Source organism: Pontibacter toksunensis, assembly GCF_042686245.1.
GTDB lineage: Bacteria > Bacteroidota > Bacteroidia > Cytophagales > Hymenobacteraceae > Pontibacter > Pontibacter toksunensis.
The window spans coordinates 159,363-186,055 of the sequence record NZ_JBHUOX010000002.1 but is presented as its reverse complement, the minus strand read 5'-3'; the positions used below and the strand labels follow the sequence as shown (position 1 = coordinate 186,055).

General features: G+C 46.6%; 20 protein-coding genes and 1 pseudogene. 6 read left to right on the top strand and 15 right to left on the bottom strand.

The window, feature by feature from the left end; all coding sequences use genetic code 11:
- Positions 1-23: 23 nt before the first annotated feature.
- The gene (locus ACFS7Z_RS03640) at positions 24-1,733 is read right to left on the bottom strand and encodes an adenylate/guanylate cyclase domain-containing protein (protein ID WP_377481065.1); all 1,710 of its coding nucleotides are present in this window, start codon (positions 1,731-1,733) and stop codon (positions 24-26) included.
- Entirely contained in the window at positions 1,730-3,058 is a 1,329-nt protein-coding gene (locus ACFS7Z_RS03635; RefSeq protein ID WP_377481062.1) for a hypothetical protein, read from the bottom strand. The genes ACFS7Z_RS03640 and ACFS7Z_RS03635 overlap by 4 nt, the downstream gene beginning before the upstream one ends.
- 184 nt (positions 3,059-3,242) lie before the next feature.
- Here ACFS7Z_RS03635 and ACFS7Z_RS03630 point away from each other — a divergent pair, with 184 nt between their 5' ends.
- The 4 genes from ACFS7Z_RS03630 to ACFS7Z_RS03615 all read left to right on the top strand — a co-directional run bounded on the left by ACFS7Z_RS03630 (position 3,243) and on the right by ACFS7Z_RS03615 (position 4,806).
- Positions 3,243-3,581 (top strand): hypothetical protein, encoded by a 339-nt coding sequence (locus tag ACFS7Z_RS03630; RefSeq protein ID WP_377481059.1) that lies wholly within the window; start codon positions 3,243-3,245, stop codon positions 3,579-3,581.
- Positions 3,582-3,667: 86 nt separating this feature from the next.
- Complete coding sequence (locus tag ACFS7Z_RS03625; RefSeq protein ID WP_377481056.1) at positions 3,668-3,931, top strand: hypothetical protein; 264 nt, start codon at positions 3,668-3,670, stop codon at positions 3,929-3,931.
- A 95-nt stretch (positions 3,932-4,026) separates the two neighbouring features.
- The gene (locus ACFS7Z_RS03620; protein ID WP_377481052.1) at positions 4,027-4,269 is read left to right on the top strand and encodes a hypothetical protein; all 243 of its coding nucleotides are present in this window, start codon (positions 4,027-4,029) and stop codon (positions 4,267-4,269) included.
- 111 nt (positions 4,270-4,380) lie between these two features.
- Positions 4,381-4,806, top strand: a complete 426-nt coding sequence (locus ACFS7Z_RS03615) for a hypothetical protein (protein ID WP_377481050.1) — start codon at positions 4,381-4,383, stop codon at positions 4,804-4,806.
- A 37-nt stretch (positions 4,807-4,843) separates the two neighbouring features.
- Here ACFS7Z_RS03615 and tcmP read toward each other — a convergent pair whose 3' ends face one another.
- The gene (gene tcmP / locus ACFS7Z_RS03610; protein WP_377481047.1) at positions 4,844-5,977 is read right to left on the bottom strand and encodes a three-Cys-motif partner protein TcmP; all 1,134 of its coding nucleotides are present in this window, start codon (positions 5,975-5,977) and stop codon (positions 4,844-4,846) included.
- 448 nt (positions 5,978-6,425) lie between these two features.
- Between tcmP and hemA the strand changes: the two are divergent.
- Positions 6,426-7,664 (top strand): annotated as a pseudogene (gene hemA / locus ACFS7Z_RS03605) (glutamyl-tRNA reductase); the annotation flags it as partial.
- Between the two features lie 104 nt (positions 7,665-7,768).
- Here hemA and ACFS7Z_RS03600 read toward each other — a convergent pair.
- Together ACFS7Z_RS03600 and ACFS7Z_RS03595 are read right to left on the bottom strand one after the other, a co-directional pair.
- Positions 7,769-8,764 carry a nucleoside hydrolase gene (locus ACFS7Z_RS03600; RefSeq protein ID WP_377481044.1) on the bottom strand — a complete coding sequence of 332 codons (996 nt, stop codon included), beginning with the start codon at positions 8,762-8,764 and terminating at the stop codon, positions 7,769-7,771.
- A gap of 74 nt (positions 8,765-8,838) precedes the next feature.
- Entirely contained in the window at positions 8,839-9,288 is a 450-nt protein-coding gene (locus ACFS7Z_RS03595; protein WP_377481041.1) for a YhcH/YjgK/YiaL family protein, read from the bottom strand.
- Positions 9,289-9,473: 185 nt separating this feature from the next.
- On the opposite strand from ACFS7Z_RS03595, the gene ACFS7Z_RS03590 reads away from it, so the two are divergent.
- The gene (locus ACFS7Z_RS03590; protein WP_377481038.1) at positions 9,474-11,870 is read left to right on the top strand and encodes an endonuclease MutS2; all 2,397 of its coding nucleotides are present in this window, start codon (positions 9,474-9,476) and stop codon (positions 11,868-11,870) included.
- A gap of 70 nt (positions 11,871-11,940) precedes the next feature.
- Here the strand turns inward: ACFS7Z_RS03590 and ACFS7Z_RS03585 are convergent, their stop codons facing one another.
- From ACFS7Z_RS03585 to ACFS7Z_RS03540, 10 genes are all read right to left on the bottom strand, one after another.
- Entirely contained in the window at positions 11,941-13,218 is a 1,278-nt protein-coding gene (locus tag ACFS7Z_RS03585) for a DUF4302 domain-containing protein (protein WP_377481035.1), read from the bottom strand.
- Positions 13,219-13,251: 33 nt separating this feature from the next.
- A complete protein-coding gene (locus ACFS7Z_RS03580) occupies positions 13,252-14,097 on the bottom strand; it encodes a zinc-binding metallopeptidase (protein WP_377481032.1) in 846 nt (281 codons plus the stop codon).
- 10 nt (positions 14,098-14,107) lie between these two features.
- Positions 14,108-15,565 carry a RagB/SusD family nutrient uptake outer membrane protein gene (locus ACFS7Z_RS03575; protein WP_377481029.1) on the bottom strand — a complete coding sequence of 486 codons (1,458 nt, stop codon included), beginning with the start codon at positions 15,563-15,565 and terminating at the stop codon, positions 14,108-14,110.
- 4 nt (positions 15,566-15,569) lie between these two features.
- Entirely contained in the window at positions 15,570-18,965 is a 3,396-nt protein-coding gene (locus ACFS7Z_RS03570) for a SusC/RagA family TonB-linked outer membrane protein (protein WP_377481026.1), read from the bottom strand.
- A 249-nt stretch (positions 18,966-19,214) separates the two neighbouring features.
- The gene (locus tag ACFS7Z_RS03565) at positions 19,215-19,817 is read right to left on the bottom strand and encodes a hypothetical protein (RefSeq protein ID WP_377481023.1); all 603 of its coding nucleotides are present in this window, start codon (positions 19,815-19,817) and stop codon (positions 19,215-19,217) included.
- Between the two features lie 456 nt (positions 19,818-20,273).
- On the bottom strand, positions 20,274-20,687 hold the full coding sequence (locus ACFS7Z_RS03560) for a hypothetical protein (RefSeq protein ID WP_377481020.1): 414 nt from the start codon (positions 20,685-20,687) through the stop codon (positions 20,274-20,276).
- A 368-nt stretch (positions 20,688-21,055) separates the two neighbouring features.
- The gene (locus ACFS7Z_RS03555) at positions 21,056-21,544 is read right to left on the bottom strand and encodes a hypothetical protein (protein WP_377481017.1); all 489 of its coding nucleotides are present in this window, start codon (positions 21,542-21,544) and stop codon (positions 21,056-21,058) included.
- Between the two features lie 112 nt (positions 21,545-21,656).
- Positions 21,657-22,157, bottom strand: coding sequence for a hypothetical protein (locus tag ACFS7Z_RS03550; protein WP_377481012.1), 501 nt, complete (start codon positions 22,155-22,157; stop codon positions 21,657-21,659).
- Positions 22,158-22,248: 91 nt separating this feature from the next.
- A complete protein-coding gene (gene murB / locus ACFS7Z_RS03545; protein WP_377481009.1) occupies positions 22,249-23,265 on the bottom strand; it encodes a UDP-N-acetylmuramate dehydrogenase in 1,017 nt (338 codons plus the stop codon).
- Positions 23,266-23,534: 269 nt separating this feature from the next.
- Positions 23,535-26,693: a PA14 domain-containing protein gene (locus ACFS7Z_RS03540; protein ID WP_377481006.1), complete on the bottom strand. Its 3,159-nt coding sequence runs from the start codon at positions 26,691-26,693 to the stop codon at positions 23,535-23,537.

Here is a 26,693-nt window from a genome sequence, read left to right as displayed (position 1 = left end):
TGGGGGAGAAGGAGGTAAGAGTGTCAGACCTGTATAATTTCTGGTTGAGTAACAATCGCTTCTACAAAGTACATATCGATTTCGCCTTTATTTTTCGCATCTACTTTGCCACGATACGAACAAATAAACTCATCTTTTACGAGCTCATAGGTCGCTCCTGAAATGTTCACCTTTCCTTCCTGGCAGCTGGACTCCATGCGGGAGGCGGTGTTAACAGTATCACCCCAGATATCATAGGCGAACTTTTTCGTGCCTACTATACCGGCCACTACTGGTCCAGTGTGTATGCCGATCCTGATTTCGAACCGGTGTTTCTTGAACTGGTTCTCGGGGTTCAGGTTTTCCACAAAAGCTAAAATTTCCAACCCGGCCTTCACTACATCGGCGGGGGTATTGGCATCAGGATTCGGGATACCTCCCGCACACATATAGGCATCCCCAATTGTTTTGATTTTCTCGATGTTATACTTTGAAATGATCTTGTCGAAGGCGCAAAAATAAAAATCAATTACTGCTACCAATTCTTCTGGTGTCAGGTCCTCACTTATCTGAGTGAAATCCTTGAAATCAGTAAACAGGACGGTCACTCTTTCATATCTCAGCGCTACGGTGCGGCCGTTTACTTTCAGTTCTTCTGCAGTTTCAACTGGTAGAATGTTCAGAAGCAGGTCATCTGATTTTTTCTTTTCCGCCTCTAACTGCGCGGTTCGTTCATGCACTAGCTTTTCAAGGCTTTTTTTTGATTCGATTAGGTTCTGGTGCTTTACCCTGATGATAGCCCAGACTATCAGTCCCCACAGAACGACATAAAAAGTATAGGCCCACCAGGTGCGGTAAAAAGGAGGCAGGGACTCGAACTCAAAGGTTGAAACCGGGCTAACTGAGCCATAGATATTCTTCGATTTTACTTTAAAAGTATAGTGCCCCTCGTCGAGGCCCGTAAATTCTTTTTTTGTCTCAGAGGTCCAGTGCGACCACTTTTTGTCTTCGCCTTCCAGCATGTAAGAGTAAAGGTGCTGACCTGGTGCTTCAAAAGAAGTTGCTGCATATTCAAAGCTGATAGAACGGACGGCATGAGGCAGCTTAAACTTAAACCGCTCTGACTGCTTCATGCTTATGGCACCTTTGTTTGCAAAGGATCCGAAAAACACCGTTGAATCGCCTGATAGCTTCACTTTTCTCAAGACAGTTTGCGGCTGTATTTTGTAATCTTTGCTATAATGCGGGTTGTAGCGAAAAATTCCCTCGGTGGTACCGAGCCAAACAATTCCCCCAGCGTCTGTGTAAATCGTCCAAACATCTACGCGTGGCATTTTACTTAGCGGAATGGTATCCCACACATAGGCTTTATCCTGTAACTTGCGTAGTTGCCCGGTGCGGAACTCAGAGGTTAACCATATATGTCCTGATTTATTCTCCTTCAAGTTTATTGCCTCGCGTGAGCCATCTGCGAACCTGGCTCCGAAGGTGGCATCAGGCATCAACTTTAAACGATCTCCAAAAGCCTGGAAGCTGTAGATTCCTTTGCTTGTACCAAAGTACACTTTTCCGTTTATGTTTCGTGCCTGAAATTTGCCCAGTTCTTTAACTTGGCTCGTAGATGGCCGAAAGTTCCGTACAGGCGGTTGTAGAGCGTATTCCTCTGAATCATCAACAGCGGATATATTTATGTCGCTTGATGCCCACAGTAAATCGTTCTCGTCCGCTGCAAGATAAAGGACATCATGGTTCACATCTTTAATTTTCCCTTCCCACTCCACTTCCCTCTCTGATGTGTCATAACAAACAATCCTTTGGTGGTGCCTATGTAAAACTTGTTCTGGTTGTTGCCTGACCGGTATACAGTTTTATATTCGATGTTCTCAGTTGGAGGAGATATTCTCTCCAGATTCTTTCCTTTCAGCTCATACACACCCAACGGATTTAAAATTAAGATCGAGTTACCCAGATCTAGCATTTTCCAAACCTCTCTTTGTAACTGTGGCAGCTTTTGAAAAGTCGGTAACACATCTTTTTCATTTAATATGTATAAACCGGAGGCCGTACCAGCATACAAGAATTGATCTTTCTTAAGGATCTCAAGCACAATTCCATCTAAGCCTGATGTCTCGTCCAGGTAAGTGACAGGCGAAGGGTAATTTATGCGGCTGATGCCCTTGTTCAAGGCAGCCCATAACCCTCCTTCCTTATCTATGTAGAGGCTTATAACAGCATTATCACCTAAGCCATTTTCCTGGTCTATAAAGTTTATTACCTGGCCATCGTGGCTCATGATCACTACCCCATTTGAAACGGTAGCCAAGGCAATGTTACCATCGGCTAAAGTTAATCCATGCATAAATCTTTCATCATCCAGAACTTTAGCAGGTTTAGCATCCAGCTTTTTCAGCGCCTGGTTTTTGTAGGAATATAAGCCATTTTCATGTGTGACTACAAAGAAGTTTAGATTTGAATCTGTTGTGGGCGGAAGAGGAAGAAGGGCAGTAACCTCTAGATTTTTGAGGCTCTCGCCGCCAGGCAGTGCTTTAAAGCCGCCATTTTCCAGCACGCTCAGCCCTTTTTCTTTGTCTATTGCATATAATTTATTCTGGCTGGGAAAAATACGGGTGATTCCTGCTTTGTTTTCCCAAACATTAAACTTGTTACCAGACCACAGGAAAAGATTATTCTCTGTATTGAAATATATATCGCGCCCCAGGGCTGCTATACTATTTACATTTACCTCAGGGTATTTATTTTTCAGGTAGGGCAGTAAAGAAACGAACTGCATTTTACCGGTTGTGTCCGGAGCAAGATATCCTAAGTTATCTTTGCTGCCTACATATATTTTGCCTTCGCTGTTCTTAGCCACTTTAAAGCGGCCATTATACCCTGTCCCGCCTACCAGCTGCCATGAATAACCATCATGCTCTAATACACCACTCGTATTGCTCACATACATGATGCCCCTGTTATCCTGAATTATTCCCCAGTTCTGTGGACTGGAAACATACGCATCACTTTGATAAGCTGAAGGTGGGAAGGTATGTACAAAAGGGTCTCCTAACTGCGCCATCATTTCAAGGCTGCATGTTAAATATAAAATACAGGATATAAAATATTTTAACATGGTGATATGTTGTGGTGAAATAATTATAAATATATATACGAAATATATCCTTTTAGATTAATTTTTGTATTTTTATTTGAGTTAATTGATTTATTCATTTTTGCTTAAACCTAACCCCTTAAAATTCTGTACTATGCCCCAAGGAACAGTTGTTGCCATCAAGCCAAGTTTTGACACTATCGCTCCCACAAATATGCCCACCGAACTTGAGTGGCTCAAAGCGCTTCAAACCTTTATTCAGGAGAATACAGGAGAAGCACTGGATATAGGAGTGGTAGAAATATGTGATATAGAGGGTGATACAGAGCTGGAAGCTGGTAAAAAGATGCTCTTCATCTTACCAAAAGGTGAATATCCTTCTGGAATAGCTGAAGGTAATTGTGATAGTTCTAGCTCGACAAGAGTGAAGTTCTTTTATGAGAAAAAACCTTTTAGGTATATAAATAAAATACACATTAAGAAAGATGTGTAAGTGAGAATGCGCAAGAACGATTGACCTCAATTTACCGCATTCGTTTTGACATTGAAAGTTTTTAACCAATCAAACCACATTAGAACATGATACAAGGAAAAATAATCGCCATGAGGCCCATTGCACTTGCTGATGACTCGCACTCTGGAGACACAGCTTTAACAGAAGAAGCATCTTACCACAATACATGTAGTGGGGAAGTACAAATATTAGAGGGAGAGTATAACAAGCAGATTGCCCACTTCAACCATGAAGGACGTTGCTGCGGGAAAAAAGTGGGGGAAAAGGTGAATCTAAAAATACTCAGCACAGATAATGGGAAAATAATGGTGGACCTAACGGGTTGTTAAACCACTTAAAGCCATTTACAGGCACTGTTAAGATTAGTAGTTGCATGCTGTTATAGCTATGGTTCTTGTTTTTTTACCTAAACACATATATCGTTATGCCACAAGGGACAGTCGTTGCCATAAAACCACAAAGTTTTGCCGCCAATGATGGCTCAACAGAGGAAAAACTACACCAGACCAGGCAAGGTGGAGAAGTCCAAATCCTGAACGGTAAGTATGCAGGACAACTTGCTTCATTTGATGAAGAAGGAGAGAGCAGCCTGAAGAGTGTGGGAGATAAGGTTAAAGTAAAAATTATAGACACAGCAGACGGCAATCTACAAGCAAAGCTGTGCTAACACCATACTAGTTGTAAATTTTTAAGAGACGGGTGGCGTCGCAAAACAAGCTTTTTTGCAACGCCTGCTACTCTATTGACTAATATCTGTCGAACTATATTTTATAACATTATGCCACAAGGAACAGTTGTTGCCATCAAACCAATGAGCTATGTAAGCCAGTCTACGCTCATGAGTGCTAGTGTATCGGGAACAACCCAAACTGGTACCAGCAGCACCAGGGAGGGCGGATCACAGGAAAGCAGGGTCCTATACCTGGTTGGTGTTTATAAGGAGAATTCTCCTTCGGGTAATCTTAAAAAGGTAGAGTCCCTTGTCTGGTTCGAAGGTTCTGCAGGTGATTATAAACGAAAAGACGTGGTTGAATTTGAAATAGATACCAGAAATCCAAAGACCATCCATCTGGAACAGGCGGTAAAAGTACATAAGATAGGAAGTGAGAAACTTTTTAAAGTAGGAGGTAGCCTTCTATCTATTGTAGCGTTGTTTGCATCAGTCCTTTTGTTAGTTGCAGTTACCGTAGAAAACAGAAGGTAAGGAGAACATCCAAATACACTGTACCTGGAGATAACCCCTACAGCCTGTACTTCACCACCGATGCAGGGGTAGGCAGCCTGATCGTCTGCATGGTTTTAGCGTTCAGCAATTCTATTTTTCCCTCCTTCCGTAGTTGCTCAAAGGCAGCCACATAATTTTCTCTGATGTAATTGGTGCCGCAACCGTCGAGTTCATAAATCTTCTCAATGGACTTGTACTTGTAAAGTGCTGACTGGTTCTTCAGGCGCTCCACCAGGTTGAGAAGCGTATACTCAGGGCGCTGCTCAAAAAAAGAAAGCTGGGGCTGAAGAAACTCGTTCGCAGTATAAACCGGGACCCCATCCTCCTGGTAGGTAGCATAGGGTAGGATAGTTTCCTTGAAGCCTCTGTAAGCAAGGTTGTCCGGGGAGGAGAAGAGCAGGTAGTGATTGGGCTGCTCCATCTCAGGGAGGTTTACCTTGTACAAGAGCGTAAGGTGGCCTTTTTCCTGTAGTGCCCCCACAAAGTTGTCTATTATCAACTCCTGCCGCCTGTAATTATCCTTTTCCTTTCTGCAGTAGTGACTTATTTTCTGTAGTCGCGCTCCAAAAATTTCCGCTAGCGGCTTACTTACCTTTCTGCCAGTTACAGCCCTCATAATATTATCCGGGTTAAGCAGCATCAACAGGTCAGAGTGCAATGTGCTGGTAGCCTGCACCAGCATTTGCTGGCCATAACCGCTACGGAATGGGTCAAGGAACAGCATGGAGCGGCAGCCAGTATCCAAAAGCTCTCTCATAGCGGTTTTATTTTCAGCTGTAGTTAGAGGTAAGGGAGGATGAACCATATCCTGGTAGAATGGAAGTGCCTCCAAGCTCTCAATCACCTGGTCCACCGTAGCTCTCTCCTTATCATGCAAAAAGGTACGCATCACTCTGTTAAGCAGCGGCCTTTTAAGAATGCTTTTGTAGATAGCTCCTTCTGTGCCCAAATTAATTAAATTTTTTTCCGCTGTGTCTCGTCCAACTCCGGCATGCAGATCAATGTACAGCAAGGCATCTTTGGCTTCGTCATGCATGGCGGCTAGCCGGATGTCGCACCAGTTATCAAAGTATTTTCCCAGGACCTCCCTTTTTATCTCCACGAAGGTGCGCCTCTTTCTAAAGAAGTCATTGGGTTCTGTTGAAGACATAGGTATTGATATGGCTTGGAAGAGCCACTTTTTAGCTCAAAAACGAATTCTTTACTTTCTGTTGTTTAAGTATAAACTGGCAGTTGCCCAAGTTCTTTTCAATTAAAATGAAATACGAGAGAAACGGATATAAAAGCGCATTGTACTTTAGAGGACGATAAACAGCTATTACTTCCGCTAAATTACTTAGTTGGCGTCCAAATAAAGCTAATTAAGTTAGCTTTATTTATGCACATCATTATCCACTAACTATACTTGAAGTGGTAACAAGTTGAAGTATAGTAAACTGCAATGCTCAATTAAAGAAAAGTATAAGTTCTCATCTGAACAGCCTGCTATATGTCATAAGCAGAAATGATACTTATCATGTTTTTCGTTCCCTTGTTTTCCGAAGTTTGCATAGTAAACAGAGGCAAAAAAGCAAAACCGATTCAAAGCACTTACTTTATCTTACAAGCAGGCACCTATTGCTGTGCGCGAGGCTGTATCTCTTAATGAGATTGGTTGTAGAAACCTGCTGGACAAAGTGAGGGAGTTTACAGGGGCGAATGACGTGCTGGTGCTTTCTACCTGCAACCGTTCGGAGATTTATTATTCCGCTGATGCTGATTATTCCTTGGAAATCATTAAGCTGCTCGCTATTGAAAAAGGGTTTATCGCCACCAAGGCTGTGCAGCCATACTTTAGGCATATTACCTGCCATCAAGAGGCGGTGCAGCATCTGTTTTATGTAGCGCTGGGGCTGGAGTCGCAGGTAGTAGGCGATATGCAGATCATGAACCAGGTGAAGTATGCCTACCGGTGGGCAACTGAAGCAGGAACAGCTGGTCCTTTTCTCCACAGGCTGATGCATACTATCTTTTACTCAAGCAAAAGGGTAGCCAACGAAACCGGCTTCCGAAATGGAGCAGCCTCTGTTTCGTATGCAACGGTAGAACTGGTAGAGGATCTTACAAAGACAATGGAAAACCCGCGCGTGCTGATGATAGGAGTGGGGGAGATTGGGGCAGATGTTTGTGATAATTTTCAGAAGTCCACTATCAGCAACATTGTGGTTGTGAACCGAACGCACCATAAAGCGCTGGAATTAGCGCAGAAGTGCCTTGTAAAGGCAGCTTACTGGGAGAATGTGTGGGAAGAGATAAAACTAGCAGATGTGGTTATATCCTCTGTGCCTGGCGACTGCTTCTTTATAAATAAGCAGGACATTGACAAACATGCACCAGGCGCGCCAAAGATCTTTATAGACCTTTCGATGCCACGCAGCATCAGCAGCGATGTACAGGCCATGCCTGACACCCGCGTCTACAACATCGATAACATCCGCAACCGTACTACAAAGGCGTTGGAAATGCGTTTGGAGGCCATTCCGCAGGTACAGCAAATAATCGCTGAGGCTATCTCAGAGTTTGGCGCGTGGACTCAGGAAATGGGAATGTCTCCGGCCATTCAGAACTTTAAGAACCGCCTGGAGGAGATACGGCAGCAGGAGCTCAACCGCTACCTGAAAAAGCTTGGTGCAGAAGAGAAAGTGCTAGTTGAAGCGCTTACTACAAGCATCCTCAACAAAATAGTGAAGTTACCCGCTCTTGAACTGAAGGCAGCCTGCCAGCGTGGTGATTCAAATGCATTGTTAGAAAGCTTCAGCACCCTGTTCAACTTAGAGAAGGAAACAGTGAAAGGGTAGAGGCTGATTCTATAGAGATTAAAGTAGCTGGATTGGTGTATCTCTGTGCCAAAACCTAATCATAAATATACGGCCCTACCACTAGTTGTGGTAGGGCCGTATATTTATTTGTCTAGTGTGGCAAAGTAGTCCGCTATGATCTTTTCTTTATCGAAGTTCTGCCATACAACTATCTGCCGCTTGTTGCCCGGTTGCTCCACCCATTTATTGTCTTTTAAGATAGGGCTGGGAATTGTTATGGCTTCAGCCCAATCAGGATTCTTTACAATAGCAACCGCCGCCATATCAAACAAGGCGCGGGCAGGCGGATCGCCATGGAGCGTGATATGCTCAAAAAGGTTAACAGAATAGTCGCCGAAAGTATAAAACTCGCCTCCATGGCGCCCGGTAACAGGCTCTGAAACTTTGGGTCCCTTGCCTGTTGCCTGGGCTTTTATTTCCTCCGGCGTAACTCTTACGGCATCAGTGCCACTGGGCTTGCCATAGCGTACGGTTACCATCTCAAAGGGCACGCTGGTGTTCAACACATAGTTCATAGAGGCGGTGTCGTTGTCTTGGTTGTATTCCCCGGGTTCCGGGTAGTTTGAGCCAAGCCACACCACCCGCAGCTTCTCCGCAATGGAAGGGTCTTTCTGTAAGGCCAGGGCAACGTTGGTTAATTTACCGACTGCAATTAGGGTTAACTCTCCCTTTGTCTGCTTTGCGTTTTCAATAATAAAATTAACCCCTTCAGCACCATCAAAATCCGCATTGGCAGTATGAGGCATTATGTCTGCGAAAGAACCGTTGGCTCCTTTTAGCAGCGGAATCTTTTTGTCCATGTCGAGGAGTTTCAATACGCGTTCGGCTTCTGCATACTGTTCTTCTATGTCTCCCCCGTTTTTGGTAGCATTCACTGTGATACCTTTCACGTCGAATGTGTCTTGGTTCAGCAGTAAATAAGCCAATGCATGCTGATCATCCAGTTCGTTGTTCGCATCAGTGTCGAAAATAACCGGTATCCTTGCGTCTGCCTGGATACTGCTTTCCGGCCTGCTGGTGCAACTGTAAACAAGCAGCACACACGCTGCCGCAAAAACCATTTTCAAAAGTGTGTTCATCAATTTTTATTTTTTTAATATATAAACAAATGGCTACGTGGCGCTGCAAAGGCAGCCTGTATATAACACACTAATTATTGCACTGCGATCTTCAGTACTACCTTCCGGACTGTTTCCTCCGTAATCATGGCGGCGTGGGCATCATCGGGGTAAAAGATGGTGAAGTAGCCGGCAGGTACGTCAAACCAATTGTTTGTTTTGTCGGGGAAGAAGGCAGCGTCGCGTTCTTCGGTGTAGGGTACATCAGGTTGGTCGCAAAACGACAGGCTTTTCCAGCCCATGTGGTCTGTGCCGGAGATGACGTACTGTATGTCAATGTATTTGCGGTGGACCTCCAGCTTCGCTTCCTTCTCTGTTGTGCCTGTGCCTTCAGAAATGATGGCAAACAGCTCCCTGCCAATTATAGACTGCTGCCCCTGTGAGAGCGCCATTAGGTCTGTTTCCTGTAGAAACCGGAAAGCCTGCTCAAACAGCGGGTGCAACGTGTAATAGCGGTGTGCGTTCTGTAGTGAATCTAAAACCATTTTGAGATAGAAACTTTGTGAGTTAGAGCGTTAGATTTAAAGTGAACAACATCAAACAGTCACAGGAACAACGTGCGTCTTGATACGTGATTCGGCATACGAAATACGCGAAAGCGAAACGAACAAAACAGCCCTGCTTAGTTGTTATAGTTATTGCTAATTTTGCATAAATTAAGAGATAAGAATTGATATACCCAGATAACTTTGAAATAAAAATTGGATTTACACAGGTGCGCGAGATGCTGTTGGATCTCTGCCTTAGCCCACTGGGCCGCCAGTATGTAAACCGGATGACATTCCTGAACCGGCACGACCTGGTGCAGCGACTGCTAGAACAGACAAATGAATTTAAACAACTGCTGGAGTCGGATGCTGAGATTCCGCTGCAGCATTACTTTGACGTAACGGCCAGTTTAGACCGCGCCGCTATACAGGGGACGTACCTGGATGTGCAGGATTTCTTTGAGATAAAGATGTCGCTGCGGACCATCCGTGACTCTCTGCGCTTTATTTCATCTGCCGAGGAAGGCAAGTATGAGTCGCTCAAGGCCCTGGGGGCCAACGTAACCGTTGAGAGAACGCTCATTGCCGCTCTGGACAAAGTAGTGGATGATGCTGGCGCTGTGCGTGATGATGCTACCCCTGAACTGCAGCGCCTGAAGCGCGACCTGATAGCGCAGCAGGCAGTATTGCGCAAATCCATTACATCCATCATCAAACATGCTAAAAGCGAAGGATGGACACCCGCTGATGTGGAGCCAACCATTCGTGGCGGCCGTTTGGTTATTCCAGTGCTGGCCGAGCACAAACGCCGGGTAAAAGGACTTATACACGATGAGTCGAATACAGGCCAGACAGTATACATCGAGCCGGAGGCAATCTTCGGGCTAAACAACGATATAAAGGACCTGACGAACGCTTATCACCGTGAGCTGATCCGCATACTGGTAGGGCTGACAAATACACTGCGCAACCATATACCGGAGTTGCGGAAGGCATACCAATACCTGGGCCTGCTGGACTTTATCCGGGCGAAGGCGGCTTTTGCGCGTCGTGTGGAGGCTGTGATGCCAAAGCTGCAGAAGTACCCGCACATCAGGTGGAACCAGGCCATCCATCCGCTGCTGTACATGGCGCACAAGCAGCTGGGAAAACCAACCGTGCCAATGGACCTGGAACTGACACAGGAGCAACGCATCCTGGTAATTTCAGGGCCTAACGCGGGTGGTAAATCGGTGAGCTTGAAAACAGTGGGGCTCATACAATACATGCTCCAGTGCGGCATGCTCATACCCACTGCTGATGACTCAGAGGCAGGTATCTTCCATGATATTTTTATTGATATCGGGGATGAGCAATCCATCGAAAACGACCTGAGTACCTACAGTTCACACCTCACCAACATGAAGAAATTTGTGACGGTGGCTGATAAAAAAAGTCTGGTGCTGATAGATGAGTTCGGTACGGGTACAGAACCTATATTGGGTGGTGCCATTGCAGAAGCTGTGCTACAGAACCTGAACGACAGCAAAGTGTTTGGCGTGATAACGACGCACTATACCAACCTGAAAAACTTTGCGGAGCGCAATCCGGGTATTGTGAACGGTGCCATGCGCTATGACCATAAGAACCTGCAGCCGCTCTACCAGCTTGAGATTGGTAAACCAGGTTCCTCGTTCGCTATTGAAATTGCCCGCAAAATAGGTTTGCCAAAGCATATCGTTGACAAGGCAAGCAGCCTGGTAGGTAAAGATAAAATCCGTTACGACCGCATGCTGGAAGAGCTAGAGACTGAGAAGCAGGAACTGGAGAAGAAGCTGCGCGAGGCAACGAAACTGGAGGAGAAACTGAAGCGGAACGTAAAGGAGTACCAGGACCTGAAAAACTACCTGGAGGATAGCAAGCAGGATATTATGCGCGAGGCCAAAGGCAAAGCTAAATTACTGCTGAAAGATGCGAACCAGAAAATCGAATCCACGATTCAGCAGATAAAGCAGAGCCAGGCGGAGAAGGAGCAGACAAAGCAGGCACGGCAGGTGCTGGAAAGCTTTGCCACTGAGGTGCGAAAAGAAGAGCCGCGTCCAGCTCACAAGCGGGCTTCCAACGGCGCCATCAGAGAGGGTGACCATGTTGCGCTGGTAGGGCAGGACTCCTCCGGGCAGGTGGTTAGCATAAAGGGCAAAACTGCAGAAGTGCTTTTCGGTGGATTCAAGACAATTGTGAAGGTGGGTAACCTGGAGAAGTTAGAAGGGCAGGTAGCCACGAAGCCGAAGAAAGAAAAAGCAGGGGCCGCAGAAGGCTATACCCGTGGCATGAACATCACCCAGCGCATGGCTGACTTTGCATCCACTATTGATATAAGGGGTGAGTACGCTGAGGAAGCCTTAACCAGGCTGATGAATTTTACCGATGAAGCCATTATGCTCGGCATTCCGGAAATAAAGGTCATACACGGCAGGGGCAACGGGGTATTGCGGCAGGTGGTGCGTGATTATCTGTACTCAGTACCCGAAGTGGCAAGCGTAGGAAATGAAGTGTCGGAGCGTGGCGGCGACGGCGCTACCCTGGCTGTCTTGAAGTAGTCCTAACAGTTACATAAACAGCAAAGGCTCCTGTTTAAGGAGCCTTTGCTGTTTATGTTCATACCTCAAATTATTGAAAACTGATCCAGGTCTTTCCGTCTTTGGCACTGACCAGGTCATAGGTATTGTTACTCGTTCTGATGACATAATACCCCTCCGGTATAACAAGCTGGTCGAGCGTTGCTTTCACCGCTGGGGCAGCCTGCTCCGGCACTGTTCCGAAATCTCCGATATAGGAGAACTCTATACGGCCATCGCTCGTGATTCTGGAGCGCAGGGCCGGGCCGAAAAAGCCACCGTCTGTCGTCCAGAAAATAAACCCATCATAAGGAGGTGAGGCCTTAATGTATAGCGTGATGAGCTCCAGGTTCTCGATAGCGCGCACGTTGAAGGCATCTCGTTCGCCTTCCGCAGTAAACCCGTAAAATGTTTGCCAATATGCTCCGTTGGGGGGATTATTGTAGAAAGTGCTGGCTACCTGCGGGTCTACATTGGCGGGCTTACTGGCTTCCCGTATACTGGCTGCAACACCATTCACGGTCAAATCGATTCTGCTACGTTCTGCGTCGAACTCCAAAGCATTTAAACTCCTGATGGTTAAGCTCTCGCTAACCAAGGGTTGCAGCAGGGTAAGTCCTTCCGGCGTGTAAAAATAGCTTGTTGTAAATGTCTTTACGCTGCCTCCTTCTTCGTAGGTGAAGGTAATGATGCGAAGGTCAGTATTCACTTTAATGTCAAACGACTGGCTGCCTACCCTCAGCTGCTTAAAGTATAAGTCGAAATTATTGATGCTTTCAAAAGCTTCCGCACTTTCACTTATCCTGCTGATATAATTGGCAGCCTCATCTGCCGTAGCTTTTACCAGTATGAGTTTGCTGCCATTATAATTACCTGTAAGCACAATAGAGTCAGGTGTAACTTTGTCAAATGAGAACTCAAAATCGGAGTACCTGCCCTGGCCCCAATCGCCTCCGCTCTTGGTTGCATCCGGGTCAGCCAGAATGTGCAGGTAGGTGTAGGTGTCGAACAATAGGGAAGGGTTCTGCGCAGCTTTCAACCGATACGTGCTTTCCAGGGGATCCCCTGTTGTGCCAGCGTCTATATCACTGCGTGTCACCACCCGGTCATTCTCATTAAAATCGAACAGAAAACTGTAGCCGGCACCTCCCTCAGGGAAAAGAGTTGCTTTCCAGCCATGTTCAGCATTTACCAACTGAGACTTGTATTCACTCAATACTTTATTCAGTCGCTCTTCCGGCCTTTCACCCGGAGCCACCTCATTATCGTCTTTGTCGCAGGCCGACAGCATGGAAACTATCAGAAGGCCTAGTAGCAATATTTTTCTCATACGGGTATATTATGTATGGGCACGTGGAGCCAGTTATAACGCATCAATAGCTGCTTCCGATCTGGCCTGCAAAGCATAAAAATCGATGTTCCAGGTTTCCTTAAAATAGCGTACCACGTACTGCTCTTTCTCTCTTAAGGAAGCTTGTGCCGACTCCGGAAGACTGTTTACAATGGCGTTGAATCCCTCCTTACCCTCTATCAGCATTATGGAAATCATTTCCACGAAGTCCTCGTCCGGGCTGCTCCTGGCATACTGGGTGATGTAACCCCTCGATCTGGCATCAGCAAGTGAGAAATCGTTCCAGCTGGCAGTATAGTCAGTCGTAATCCGCTTGAACTCCTCCGGGTACATCACTGTCTGGTGCAGAATATGCGCGAATTCGTGGTGAATGGTATGCAGCATCTGCTTTACCTCTGACTCAAGCTGTGGGTCGAAGTCGTTTACCACAAACAGCACAATCTTACGTCCTCCTTCTGCTGTACCGAGGGTTATGGTGCCGTTGGTATTGTATTCGGCGCTTCCAATCAGCACAAACTGCTTTGGTGCCAAACGTTTGATAAACGTAGCGCCTGCTTCCTGTTCGTAGGGTTCAATCCAGGTTTTCCGTATCGTTTCCATTACCGGTATCACCCGGTCTTCCCTTACAGGCGACAACACCCTATTCAGGGCAACTTCATATCCGTCGAACCGATATTTTACCTCTATGTTGTACGGATCAACATAATTCTCCCTAAGCCAGTTGTCGATAGGTCCGTTTGCCCACTTTTCACCGCCAAGGCCCGGCAGCGGTGTGTCCGGGTCATCGTCTTTTGAGCAGGCTGAGAGGAAGCTCACTGCCATGAGCAGCAGGAATAACTTGAAATATTTTATGTTCATGTCGTTCTTTTTAGCGTGGATTACGGGTGATGCCTGCCAGTTCTGCCTCCTGTGGAATCTGCAGTATCCTGCGGGCATCGCCCGGTGCTGATACTATCACCTGACCATCAGCAGTAGGGTGTTCAACAGTTATATTATGCCGCAGAATATCGAACCAGCGCATACCCTCCTGCACAAACTCTGCCGCTTTGAAATCAAGTAAAGCGGCCATCAATCCTGCTTTTGCGTCTCTGGTGCCATAGAATGCCCGAAGCTTGGCATTGGTGATATCATGCGCTGAGGCACTGTAGTTCTCGATGCGGTTTCTGGCAAACGTGTTCAGGTCTTCTCTGGCAGCTTCGATGTTGCCTAATTCAAGGTACGCTTCTGCCCTGTTGAAAAGTACTTCTTCGGCCGTGAAAAGTGGAATGATAGTGTAAGGAAAGCCTATTTCCGCATTAACATCGGCCCGTACGAAATGCTCCCGGAACTTGAGGACAAGCCAGTTATCGGTTCCCTGCGAGTACAAAGGATAAACCCATCTGGCACCCGTAACGTTCTCGCTTCTAAATAAATAGTTTACAACAGGTGTGGCCAGTCCATAACGGTAGCGGCCATAGAAGCGCGCCCACAGCGAAGGTGCCTCCACCAAAAGCAGGTTCGAGTTCTCGGTAGCTTGGGTATAGATAGCCAGCCCCTCATTTGCTGTCAGGTTACTGTAAGTACCGACCCATGGCCTTAGATTGGCGCTAATTTCGCCGCCCGGGAAAACCCGGTTGGCATGTTCAATCACCTTCTGATACTCCCGTTTAAACAGGTAGAACCGGGCTGCAAAGGCATTTGCAGCGGCTGTGTTGAAGTGGTATTTCGGTACGCGGTAAGAATTATTGTTGATCAGAGGCAAACCTTCTGTTAAATCGCGCTCTATTTGCTCATACACGTAAGCCACTGTTTTGCGGTCATACTGCTTCAGCACTACCTTTTCAGGCTCTGTCACATACGGAATGCCGGGGTCTGATGCGGCTGTAGCAGGATCATATATTTTGGCAAAAAGAGTGACCAGCATGAAGTGGGAGTAGGCTCTTGCCACCAATGCTTCACCCTTCTGGGCACTGAACGTGCCTGGGTCGGGTGCAGCTTCGATTGCTTCCAGTGCGTGGTTTGCTGCGGCTATGGCAGCGTAGGCGGCGTTCCAGTAAAAGTCCGGGGAACCTTGCTGCTTGTTCGGGACATCCTGGTAAAAATAAGGATTCTGGTTTCGTTCATCCACCACCACTGCCGGTCCAGCGCCTTTGTCCAGGGCCAGGTCCGACATTGCTTCTGTGAACGTGATATAATCTGCCTGCGGGTAAGCAGTAGCGAGCAATTCGCTGATTTTTTGCTCGGTGTCCAGCTGTGTTCGCTGATCCACGGCCTGCTCCAGGTAGTCTTCACACCCGGTAGCCCCTAGCAGCGTGGCCAGGCACGTATATAAAAGTAATTTTCTCATGGTGTTAAAATCCTGCTTTCAGTGATAGGGTGAACTGGCGGGGAATGGGCATGGCCACACCGCCGGCACCAAAGAATTCCGGGTCCTGTCCGTTCAGTCTTTCATCAGCATAAATCAGCCACAGGTTGTTGGCTACCAAACTCAACGAGAGACTGTTCAGGCCAATAGCATTTACACGATTGGATGGAAGGTTATAGCTGAGCGACACCTGCTTCAGGCGCACAAAATCACCGTCCACTACCCGGGCAGACGAAAAGTTATAGTTGTTGTAAGGATATGTTCCTCCCAACCTAGCAGCTTCCACACGGTCCAGAATAGAAGGGATGTTAGTTCTATCTTCATCACCTACTAATACCCAACGGTTCAGGAAGTCATAGGGCATGGCGTCCAGATCGGTATAGCTTGTTTTAAAAGCTGGGTTCAGCCTGATTTTATGGCCGCCACTGTACGTTACCAGACCGGAAAGTGTGAAATCTTTGTAACGCAGGGAATTAAACCAGCCTCCGTTTACTATCGGATCCACAGGACCTTCATACTTTAGGTACTGTGTCTCGTCGCTCTGCAGGTACACATTCCCTATTTTTTCCCCAGTTTCGTTTACAAAGATAGGTGATCCATTCACTGGATCAAGGCCCTCAAAACGAATGGAGAACAGGCCACGGTAAGGGTATCCTTCTTTCGGGCCTCCTTCCGGCGTTACCAGCGACCAGATGTCGGGGTTGTTTTTCAGGTTGGTGATTTCGCCTTCGTTATAGCCGAACGTCAACTGCGACCTCAAACTTAAATCCTGGCTTTCTATAACGCCACCATTCAAAGTCACCTCTAATCCGCGGGACTTCATATCCGCATAGTTAGCAATTTTTGTTTCCTCGCCACCTATTCCGGAGGTCCTGATCAGGCCAATCAGGTCGAATGCGTTCCTGATATAGCCATCTACTGTTAGCTGCAGCCGCTCATTGTACAAACCGGCATCAACACCAACATTCGTTTCATACTGCTTTTCCCAGGTAAGCTCCGAGTTTTCCAGGTTCTGAATGTAAATCATGGATTCCACCTCAGATAAGTATGGCCTCCTGGTACTGCCGCTCTGCAATACCAGGCTGGAGTTGGTGGCATTGCCCATACTGGCGGTGAGGCCATAGGTGGCGCGCAGTGTCAGCCTGTTCACCATGTCCTGCTGTTGCATAAAAGGCTCTGTATCTATGTTCCAGGAGCCGCTGATGTTCCAGGTAGGGAGCCAGCGTGCCGTGCGGGACTCACCCAGCAGGTTAGAGCCATCATAACGCACGGTACCGTTCAGGTTATACTTTCCGTTATAGGAATAGGCAGCATTGGCCATATAAGCGAGAAAGCGGTCATACCTGAGGCTCATGCCATAGTAGTTGAAGTTGCTTTCCACGCCCTGCTTCACAATATTAGGGTCAATAAAGGGCACCCCTCCCTTGTCGTACTGGTAGCCGAACCCGTTAAAGAACCTGTTCTGGCGATCAGCATACCTGAGTTCCTGCGATGCGAAGAGACGAACAGTGTGAATGTCAAACGTTTTATCCCAATCCAGAGTATTGCGGAGGTAGTAGCTGACCAGGTTGTCGTCGTTGGTATTGTAGAAACCCCCATAGGGCAGCACCACAATTGGCTGTGCCTCCGGGTTGTCCGGGTCGCGGTACAGGAATTTGTTGTTCTGCTGCACTGTTGCATCATCTGCCGCGCGGTAAGCCATAGCCATATTGGAACCTTCGCGCACCTTGTGCTCGCGGTTGGTATTGGCATAACGCAGGGCTCCGGAGAAATTGTAGGTCAGGTTGTTGCGTATTTTATAGCCGAGATCTGCCTGCAGTTTCAGATCCAGCACCGCAATGTCCAGGGTATTGTTTTCCAGTTCGTTCAGGATATTAAAAGGGGCAAAGTTTCTCCTGAAGTACTCCCGGTTGCCCGCATCGTCGAAGGCTGTTAGTGTTCGGCTGGTGTTCAGAGCATAGCTGAAAGGGTTGATGTCAAAGTCACGATTGAATTCTCCGCTGACAGGGTTACTGATCCGGGTAATTGTTCCTGGTGTCTGCTGGTCGCGGATAGAGCCCTGGGTAATCAGACCAAGGGATATTTTATCTGAGAGGTTGAAGTTTGCCCTTGCATTACCAGTAAATCGTTTCACTTCGTCGGCTACCGTCCAGCCTTCATCCTTCAGGAAGCTGGTGGAGAAATACAGTTGGGTTTTTTCTGTACCAGAGGAAATGCTCACAGAGTGTTCCTGCATAAAGGAATTTTTGAACAGCACATCAAACCAGTCTGTGTTCGCCCGGGCGTAGCGCTCCAAAAACGCCCCCCTTGCTTCAGGCGTGTTTTGCAGTGCAAAGGTACCGGTAGCCGGATCGTAGGTGTTGATCAGGTCATACATCTTCGTGAAGATGCCGCCGTTTTGTCTTCTGGAGGCGTCTGCGTGATTCAGCCAGCCTTTCCGCTCCAGCTCCAGGTATACCGACAGCTGGTCGGCAGAATTCAAGATATCAAATGAATTATAGGTTGGTTTCAGGTAAGTAGAGTAGTTCCCGGTATAGGATACCTGGGGCTTTCCAATGCGTCCTTTCTTCGTGGTTATCACGACCACTCCGTTCATGGCACGGGCACCATACATGGCGGTGGCAGAGGCATCCTTCAGGATCTGGAAACTCTCAATATCATCGGGGTTAAGGCCGGCAACAGAGGAGCCGATTAAGGTGGCAGGGTCGCCGGTAGAAAGCTGCTCGTTGGAAACATTTACCACGTCTTCCAGTATTATGCCATCCACAACCCACAAAGGTTTGTTGTCTCCGGTGATGGAAGTAGCGCCACGTACCCGTATTTTAGGTGCAGCACCAAAGGTGCCGGAAACGTTCTGTACTGAAACCCCGGCCACCCTGCCTTCCAGCATCCGGCTGACGTCAGTAACGCCTTCTCTCTTGGCATCGTTGCCTGTTAGCAGCGCAGCCGAGCCGGTAAACATTTTCCGGTCTATTGTCTGGTAACCTGTCACTACCACCTCGCGTAAGGTGTTGTCACTTTCCTGCAGGGTAACATCCAGAATTGCTCTGCCGTCCACACTTACTTCCTGCGGTTCAAAACCGACCATGGAAAAGGTAAGTACCGCATTCGGCTTTACCTGAAGCTGGAAAGTACCATCTATACCGGTTGCTGTTCCATTGGTGGTGCCTTTTTCCAATACAGTCACCCCAGGCGAAGGCTCTGCCGGTGCTCCGCTGCCTGGCTGCAACTTTACGGTGCCGCGCACGGTAACTGTTTGCTGTAGCTCCTGGGTAAGAGCGACATTATTAGCTCGGATAGGGTGAGTCGATGCCAGTGGAAAAAGGAACATCAGCAGCATCGACAAATACCAAGCCTTGTTGTGCTTTACATGTTTATTCATAATGATGTAGAGGAGCTCTTTTGAAAATGAATAACATAAGATTGATGAATTTATTGCACTGTATAACAGATAAAAAATTGAATCTGAGGCTCCTATTTACCTAAGATTGCTGCTGATGCTAAGTTCAACAAGGCATTAAATTACTGTGGGATTGCAGCGAAGTTCTCTCCTCAGCCAGGTTTGTTTATCCATTGAGAAATCCCGGAAAGAACAAAAGAGCTACCGTATGCGGTAGCTCTTTTGTTTGTGTCAATTCACTTTAATTCTCTGAACATTGGTGTCGTTGATGCGATAATACTCTATGACCTTTTGATAGTCTGTCAGGTCTACTGTTGGAGTGGCTTTTCTGCCGTTCATGTACTCGCCCGGTATAACAACAAACCTAAAGTACTGTTCAGTTAAACGATCCTCCGGTAACTGTCCTAAAGTAGCTTCTGCAGCACTTATGTAAAGCAGCAGTATTTGCTCAGCTTGAGCAAATTTATAAGTAAACTGCTGTCCGGAAGCCAGATTGTAGCTTTGCGGAAGGGCTCCCCAAAATGGTGTTTCATCGTCCAGAGCTCCGATAGCTTTATAGGCAAGCACTACATCAAATTCATTTATAACTACTTCTGTTTCCAGAATCTCGTTATAATCAGCGATATCAAACCCGAACTGGTAGTCAGGTGCTTCAAAATCAACAACTATTTCAAATACCTGGGCAACCTGCGTTTCACCGGGAGGTCCCTGAGGTCCTATAGGTCCCTGATCACCTGTTGGTCCCGCAGGACCTACCGGTCCTTCATCGCCTTCACAAGCTACCTGTCCAAGTGAAACTGCCAGGATCAGAATGAATTGTAAGAGTTTTTTCATGTTCTGCATGTTAGAGAGTTATTTGATATTTTTCGATGTGGACTATACATAGGTACAGTTAGTTAATATACGCATTATTTTAAATAATATATTTTAATGCTTACAATTTATTCCGCTGGTTGTTCAAATAAACTGCATCATGAAGGTGCCCTGACAACTGTTTTATACCTCAGCAATCCGTTTCCGGCATGAGATTGGTGCCTGAAATTGAAGGGGCATCCAATCCACACCTTAACGTTGCCTAGCCATTAAGGGGGCTGTCTTCTTCTTTCTTTATTTTTGAACCGTTGAAAATTGTTGCGCTGAAATTAAGGTGCTGGCATCTCTGGTGCTGACAGCTATAACCTGTAAAACAGCAAAGGCTCCCATTTATGGAGCCTTTGCTGTTTTATAAGCCTTTTTTTATCTAAAATCTTTCTTTTATCTGACGGCATTTAAACGGCTTCTCTTTTAAAATTACCTGGTGAACATCAACTCCAGACCACCTTGCAGGTAAGAAAGCTCATCTTCATCTAGTTTCGATATTACAACTTTATATTCATTTGTTGTGCCGCTGTTGAACTTGATAACTCTTTCATCATTTTCGTAAACCCAAACACCTTCATCTATAGTATCTCCATCATAAGACTCCACATAACTGCCATCCCTATTGAAAACCGTAGTGAAGTTTTGCCAAACAAACCCGCTCTTTTCTTCGACTTCTTTCGTTATATCTACTCCATTAGAAAATACAGCACTGCCCTTCCATTCACCTGCAGTCAGCATCGCTATATTCGGAGAAACATCATCGTCGTCATCTTTGCTACAGCCAGCAAGAGCCAGCATGAAAATAGAGGTAAGTAATAAAGTAAAGTTTCTAAGGTTTATCATATAGTTATTTTGTATAATTTTCAGCAGCCCGAGAGTTCAAAATAAGGATTTTTTTAAGCCGCAACAAATTTTAATACGCCATTTTGTGTCCTGCGTTATTCAAATTGCAGAACTTGACAGGAAATTCTATTATGGTTTTTCTATTGTACAGCCTGTTTTTCGAACAGATTAGAGTTTATTTCATTTACCTGCTAAAGTAACAGCCACATTCTGAATACCAAAACTCCTGCCGTCAGAATTGTAACTGTCTCAGTTATAGTGATTGAATGATTTGTACTTCTTTTCAGGATAAATTTCTGTGCCTGCCTATAAAGCAAAACAGCTCCCACTTATGGGAGCTGTTTTGCTTTATATCCGTTTGATGCTTTTTATTTAACGAGTCTGACCTCAAATGTGCTGAATCCCTGCAAATCATCTGGATCATAACCCATTTCTTCAACATCAATTTGCAGATTAAATTTTGAGTCATCCAATTTTAAAATATCAAGCGTCGCTTCGTTGTTACCTCCTGTAAGAACGAGGTTATCTCCGGAGATAATGATCTGATTTTCATCATTTGCAAACTTCCAGGTTCCATTTTCTGTTACGCCATCCTTTGTTGCTGTGAATGTACCATCTCTTTCAAACTCAAACTTGGTTGTTTTGATATTCAATGCTTCGGCTAGCTCCGTCTGACCAGCTAAAGTAAGCAGGGTGGTAACAGGAAACTGACCAGCATAAATGGCGTCACCGGTCCATACTCCGTCAGTTAAAAAAGCTGTATATGGAGATGCTTCTTCTTTGTCGTCTTTGCAACCAGTAAGGGAGAAGGTGAGAAGTGTCACCAGAAGTAAAGCGAGTGTGTTTAACTTTTTCATAGTTTATGTCAAAATGACTTTATACGTAAGGATATAACATAATGGCTTAACGGCGGTAATCAGATTTTCTTGTAAACTTTGTTCAGATGAAAAAATGTGGGGCACATTTGTATCAGGGCTTTATAAACCGTAGTTCTATTTCAAACTCTGTTCCGTCAGGAAACATGTTTATGATTCCCAGTTCTATATTCAAGATGCTTGCTAAAAGTACCAGCTGCGATTTAGGTATGCTTGTGCCCAGGTTCAGGTTCTCCTCATCGAGTTCCTTTACATCAAACTCGCTTAGGCCTAAAAAGTTGATGTTTATCTTTGTCTCATCTGCATTAAAGCGCCATTTTCCTTCCATCATCGGCCCGCTGCCGTTTTTAGCGATATAGGTGTTGTCTTTCTTAAAGGTTAAGCGAGTTGTTTTAATGTCTGGAATACTGCCTGGATTTACACCTGTTTCAGAAACGTTGATCCCCATAACCAATAACTGATCGCCTTTCCATTCATGGGCTTCCAGCAGTTCTGTATTGGAGGGCGCTGGGATTTCCTTGTCGTCTTTGCAGGCTGTGAGAAAGGGTAGGGCGAGTGCTATGATCCATAGCAGGTGCAGGTGCTTGCGTTTCATTTCCAGTTTATTGTTAAGGTGCCAGTTTAATATTGTGAAAACGATATCCTTAAAGAAAAGATGCTTATTCTGCACAATAATAGGAAGTATTTTACAGGATGTTTACTTCCGGGTGTAGCTGTATGCCAAACTTCTGCTCCACAGAAGTAATAATATCATAAGCCAGCTGACGTACCTGCTCGCCTTTGGCGCCGCCATAGTTTACCAGCACCAGCGCCTGGTTTTTGTGCACGCCATAGTTGCCCAGTACTTTTCCTTTCCAGCCACACTGCTCAATCAGCCAGCCGGCTGGCACCTTGACTGTTGTTTCTGAAACAGGGTAGGAGGGTATGGCAGGATACTGCTCCTTTAATTGCTGGTACTGTTCCAGCGGAATCTCGGGGTTTTTAAAGAAACTGCCGGCATTTCCGATCTGACTGGGGTCAGGAAGCTTGCTCTGGCGGATGTGGCAAACAGCAGCGCTGATGTCCTGTATACTTGGTTGCTGTACCTGCATTTCCTCCAAGGTCGTTGTGATAGCCCCGTACGAGGTATTGAGTGTATGCTTTTTGTTCAGCCTGAAAACAACAGACGTTACCACATACTGGCCTTTTAAATCATTTTTGAAGATGCTCTCGCGATAGCCGAATTTACAGGTGGCGTTATCAAAAATCTGTACTTCACCAGTCTGCAGATGCACAGCCTCCAACTCATGAAAAGTATCTTTTAGCTCCACTCCATAAGCACCAATGTTTTGTAATGGAGCTGCTCCCACCGTCCCGGGTATGAGGGAAAGGTTTTCTACACCGCCGTAATTCTGTTGCAGCGCATACAGCACAAAGGTATGCCATATCTCGCCGCCTCCAGCTTCCACGTATACATGTGTCTCATCTTCCCTAAGCACCTTTATACCTTTTATGCCGTTCTGCAGCACGACGCCGTCAAAATCCTTTGTAAAGAGCAGGTTGCTGCCGCCACCAAGCACCAACTTTTCTTCTTTCTGTATCTCCGGCATCTTTAAAAGCGCCTGCAGTTCCTCAACACTTTCGAAGCGGGCGAAAAGCTTTGCCCTGGCATCAATGCCAAACGTGTTGTACTGTTTTAGCGGAAAATCAGACTGCAGTTTCATAAGAGAATATTTTCACAAAGGTAGCTTTGTGTTTGAAGAGATAAAAGGATGCTGATTAATAAGAGGTAACCGCATTCAAACTTTAACAGATTAAGTTTTATTCAGTTAAGGTAGTATTCGCTGCTTAACGTTTCTGCATTATCTCTTTTATGATAGTCCTGCTTTTGCTTGCACATATAGTTAAAGGCAGAACAGCTGGCTGTTGCAATAAAACAAAAACCCGCTCCGGATTTCCGGAACGGGTTTTTGTAATGAGTAAAAGAGGCGGCTTATTTTTCCAGCACAATCTTCTGGGTCAACACCTTGGTGCCTGTCACCAGCCTGATGATGTACACGCCGCGGGTGAGCCCCTCTGCCTTCAGCTCGAAGTTTCTTGGAGCGCCTGCCTCTGCCTTGCCTTCGTAGAGGCTGCGCACCAGCCTGCCCTGCACATCATACAGCTCCAGGCTTGCCTGCTCTGAGGCAGCCAGCGTGAACTGAATGGTTGCATCCGTAGTGAACGGGTTCGGGTATGCCGTCAGTTGGGATTCCTCAAGAGGGCTAGCCACTTCCAGTTCAGAGGCGCTTGTCAGGCCAGAGCCTGAGAGATAAGACAGGTAAGGAGACAGTCTGTTACCGGCTATTGGTGCCTCTGTTCTGCCGTCAGGCATGGTCCAGGCCACGGCCAGGTTGTCGCCACCAGAAGCTTCCTTGTGCAGGGCCTCGATGTAGTATTTCTTGCCTGCCTCCAGGCGGATAGACGCAGACTTCTGCGAGGAGTACTTGTCCCACTGGCGGGAGTAGGTCCAGCCGGTCACGGAGGCTATCTTCTGCTTGTTAGAAGGGCTGTCGGTGGTGCTCAGCCAAAGCTCCGCGTTGTCGTCGCCTGCGATGAAGAAGGTGTAGTAGCCGGTGGAGGGAGGGCAGATGTAGCCGCTCACGCGCGCTCCGTAGTCTGTGCCAACTCCGCTTGGTGCCTCGAACTGGCTCAGCTGGCTGGTATAGCTTGGGCTCGTGTTCAGTGGAATGTCAGATACTTTGTTTCCAGACACGTTGTTCCACTGCTCGCGCAGGATAGAACCTGTGGCGGAGCAGGTAGATTCTGTTGGGTCAGGCGCAGAGGTAGTCTCTCCTGAGGAAGGTGATAGCCTGCTGCCGGCGATAGGTGCCTCTGTTCTGCCGTCAGGCATGGTCCAGGCCACGGCCAGGTTGTCGCCACCAGAAGCTTCCTTGTGCAGGGCCTCGATGTAGTATTTCTTGCCTGCCTCCAGGCGGATAGACGCAGACTTCTGCGAGGAGTACTTGTCCCACTGGCGGGAGTAGGTCCAGCCGGTCACGGAGGCTATCTTCTGCTTGTTAGAAGGGCTGTCGGTGGTGCTCAGCCAAAGCTCCGCGTTGTCGTCGCCTGCGATGAAGAAGGTGTAGTAGCCGGTGGAGGGAGGGCAGATGTAGCCGCTCACGCGCGCTCCGTAGTCTGTGCCAACTCCGCTTGGTGCCTCGAACTGGCTCAGCTGGCTGGTATAGCTTGGGCTCGTGTTCAGTGGAATGTCAGATACTTTGTTTCCAGACACGTTGTTCCACTGCTCGCGCAGGATAGAACCTGTGGCGGAGCAGGTAGATTCTGTCAATGTTTGAGAGCTGACACTAAAACTTTGCTTTACAGGAGTAGCAGCATTATAAGTGTCATTGCCACTTTGTGTAGCCTCTACAGTTACTGTTCCTGAGCCCGTTAAAGTAATGGTGCTGCCTGTAATCTTGGCTGGTCCGGATACAATTGTAAAAGAAACCGGTAAGCCTGAAGATGCCGTGGCACTTACTGTGAAATCAGGGTCGCCGTACGTCTTTGACGAAATAGATGGGAAAGAAATCGTCTGCGACTGCTTAGCTGTAATCGTTGTGGAGGAGCTTGTCTTAAAGAAAGCAGGTGCGCCGGTGAGCGTAATTCCCTGTGCTGATTGCTTTGTGGAACTGTTGGTAACTGAATAATTCCACTCATAGCGCTCCACACCGGAAAGGTTAAAGCTAGAAGGGAAAGAGTAAGTAGCAGTGGCGTATTCCTTTGTGTCTACCAAAGCTTTTGCCCAAAGCACGTATACATATTCTGTTCCTTTTTTGAAAGCGGCACCCTCTACCAGGCTAGGTAAATTTAAGGCTGCTGTGCGGGAAGCATCATAGGTATACCCATCCAGGAGCTGGCTGTTTGTTTTAAAGGCTTTACCTTGATCAGTCAATCTTTCACTTCCGGGGGCGTCTCTTTCCAGGTTCTCATAGAAGCCCATGTTGCTGTACCGTTGCGATGTGGAAATGGTTGTTCCTGTAGACGAGAAACTATCATCTTCACCTACTTTAAAGTACTGCATTTGCTTAATGTCATTTTTTTGAGCTATCACAGCCGATTTGATGGCAAAGTTACGCTGCATCTCATCTGTACTGATGTGATCTTCTGATGTACGCCGGGTTATACCAGTCTCTGTTACAATGTAGTGCTTCTTAGGGTAAGTTGAGCCATTGTAGCCATACTTGGATAAAGTAGCCTCCATTTCTTTCTTACGATCTATTATCGCGTTGGCAGCGTAGTCGGAGGTGCGGGTATACTTCATCACTCCATCCCAGTACTTAAGGAAGTGCTGCGGGTAGAAATGATAGCTTACCACGTCAAAATAAGCACCACCTTTGTTCGGGTATTGTGATGTAACGGCGCCGCCGTTAGGGTTGTCAGTGTAGCGCAACAGTGCATCCAGGTATTCTGTATAGCCAATACCTCCTGTTGTCACATAGTCTTCAGGGCTGTATTTTTTAACTACTTCCCACGTAATGCGCAGCATACGGATATAGTGATAGAATGGAGCTCTGGTGTTGTCGGATTCTGAGGGATATGGAGCTCGTGTTAACCATTCTGAACGCTTCGCATAACCATAGTCCGGCTCATTTACTACTTCCCAGAAGCGCACATAGTCTCCGTAGGTCTGTACTAAATTATAAACATAGATAGCATAATAGTTATTTGCGTTTACTGTGCCATCCGAATTCCAGATAGGCTCATACATGTTTGCAAACAGTTTGGAAGATGTGGTTCCGGTATATACTGTCTTGTCGCGGTGTTCCTCTGAAGGGCCTTCAATAAACACCGTGATTTCTGACATGCCATAGCTGCCAGTGTATGCTTTGAATTCATTCAAACGTATACCATACCCGTACCTTTCTACGAAGTGCTCCGGTAAAGTAGGTCTTACAGAACCTCCACCAGCCTTCTGCAAAGCAGCTACCAGTTTATCATCGTTCCATCCGTTGCCATAAAATCCCATGTTGCTGCCCACTTGAAATGCTCCTGAGTAGGGCTTTACATATTCATTGGCAGTTTTGACAGGTATAGTCTGGGAATAGGACTGAAAAACATAAAAATAACTTATCAGCAGGATGATAAGTGAAAATTTAGTAGAGATCTTCAT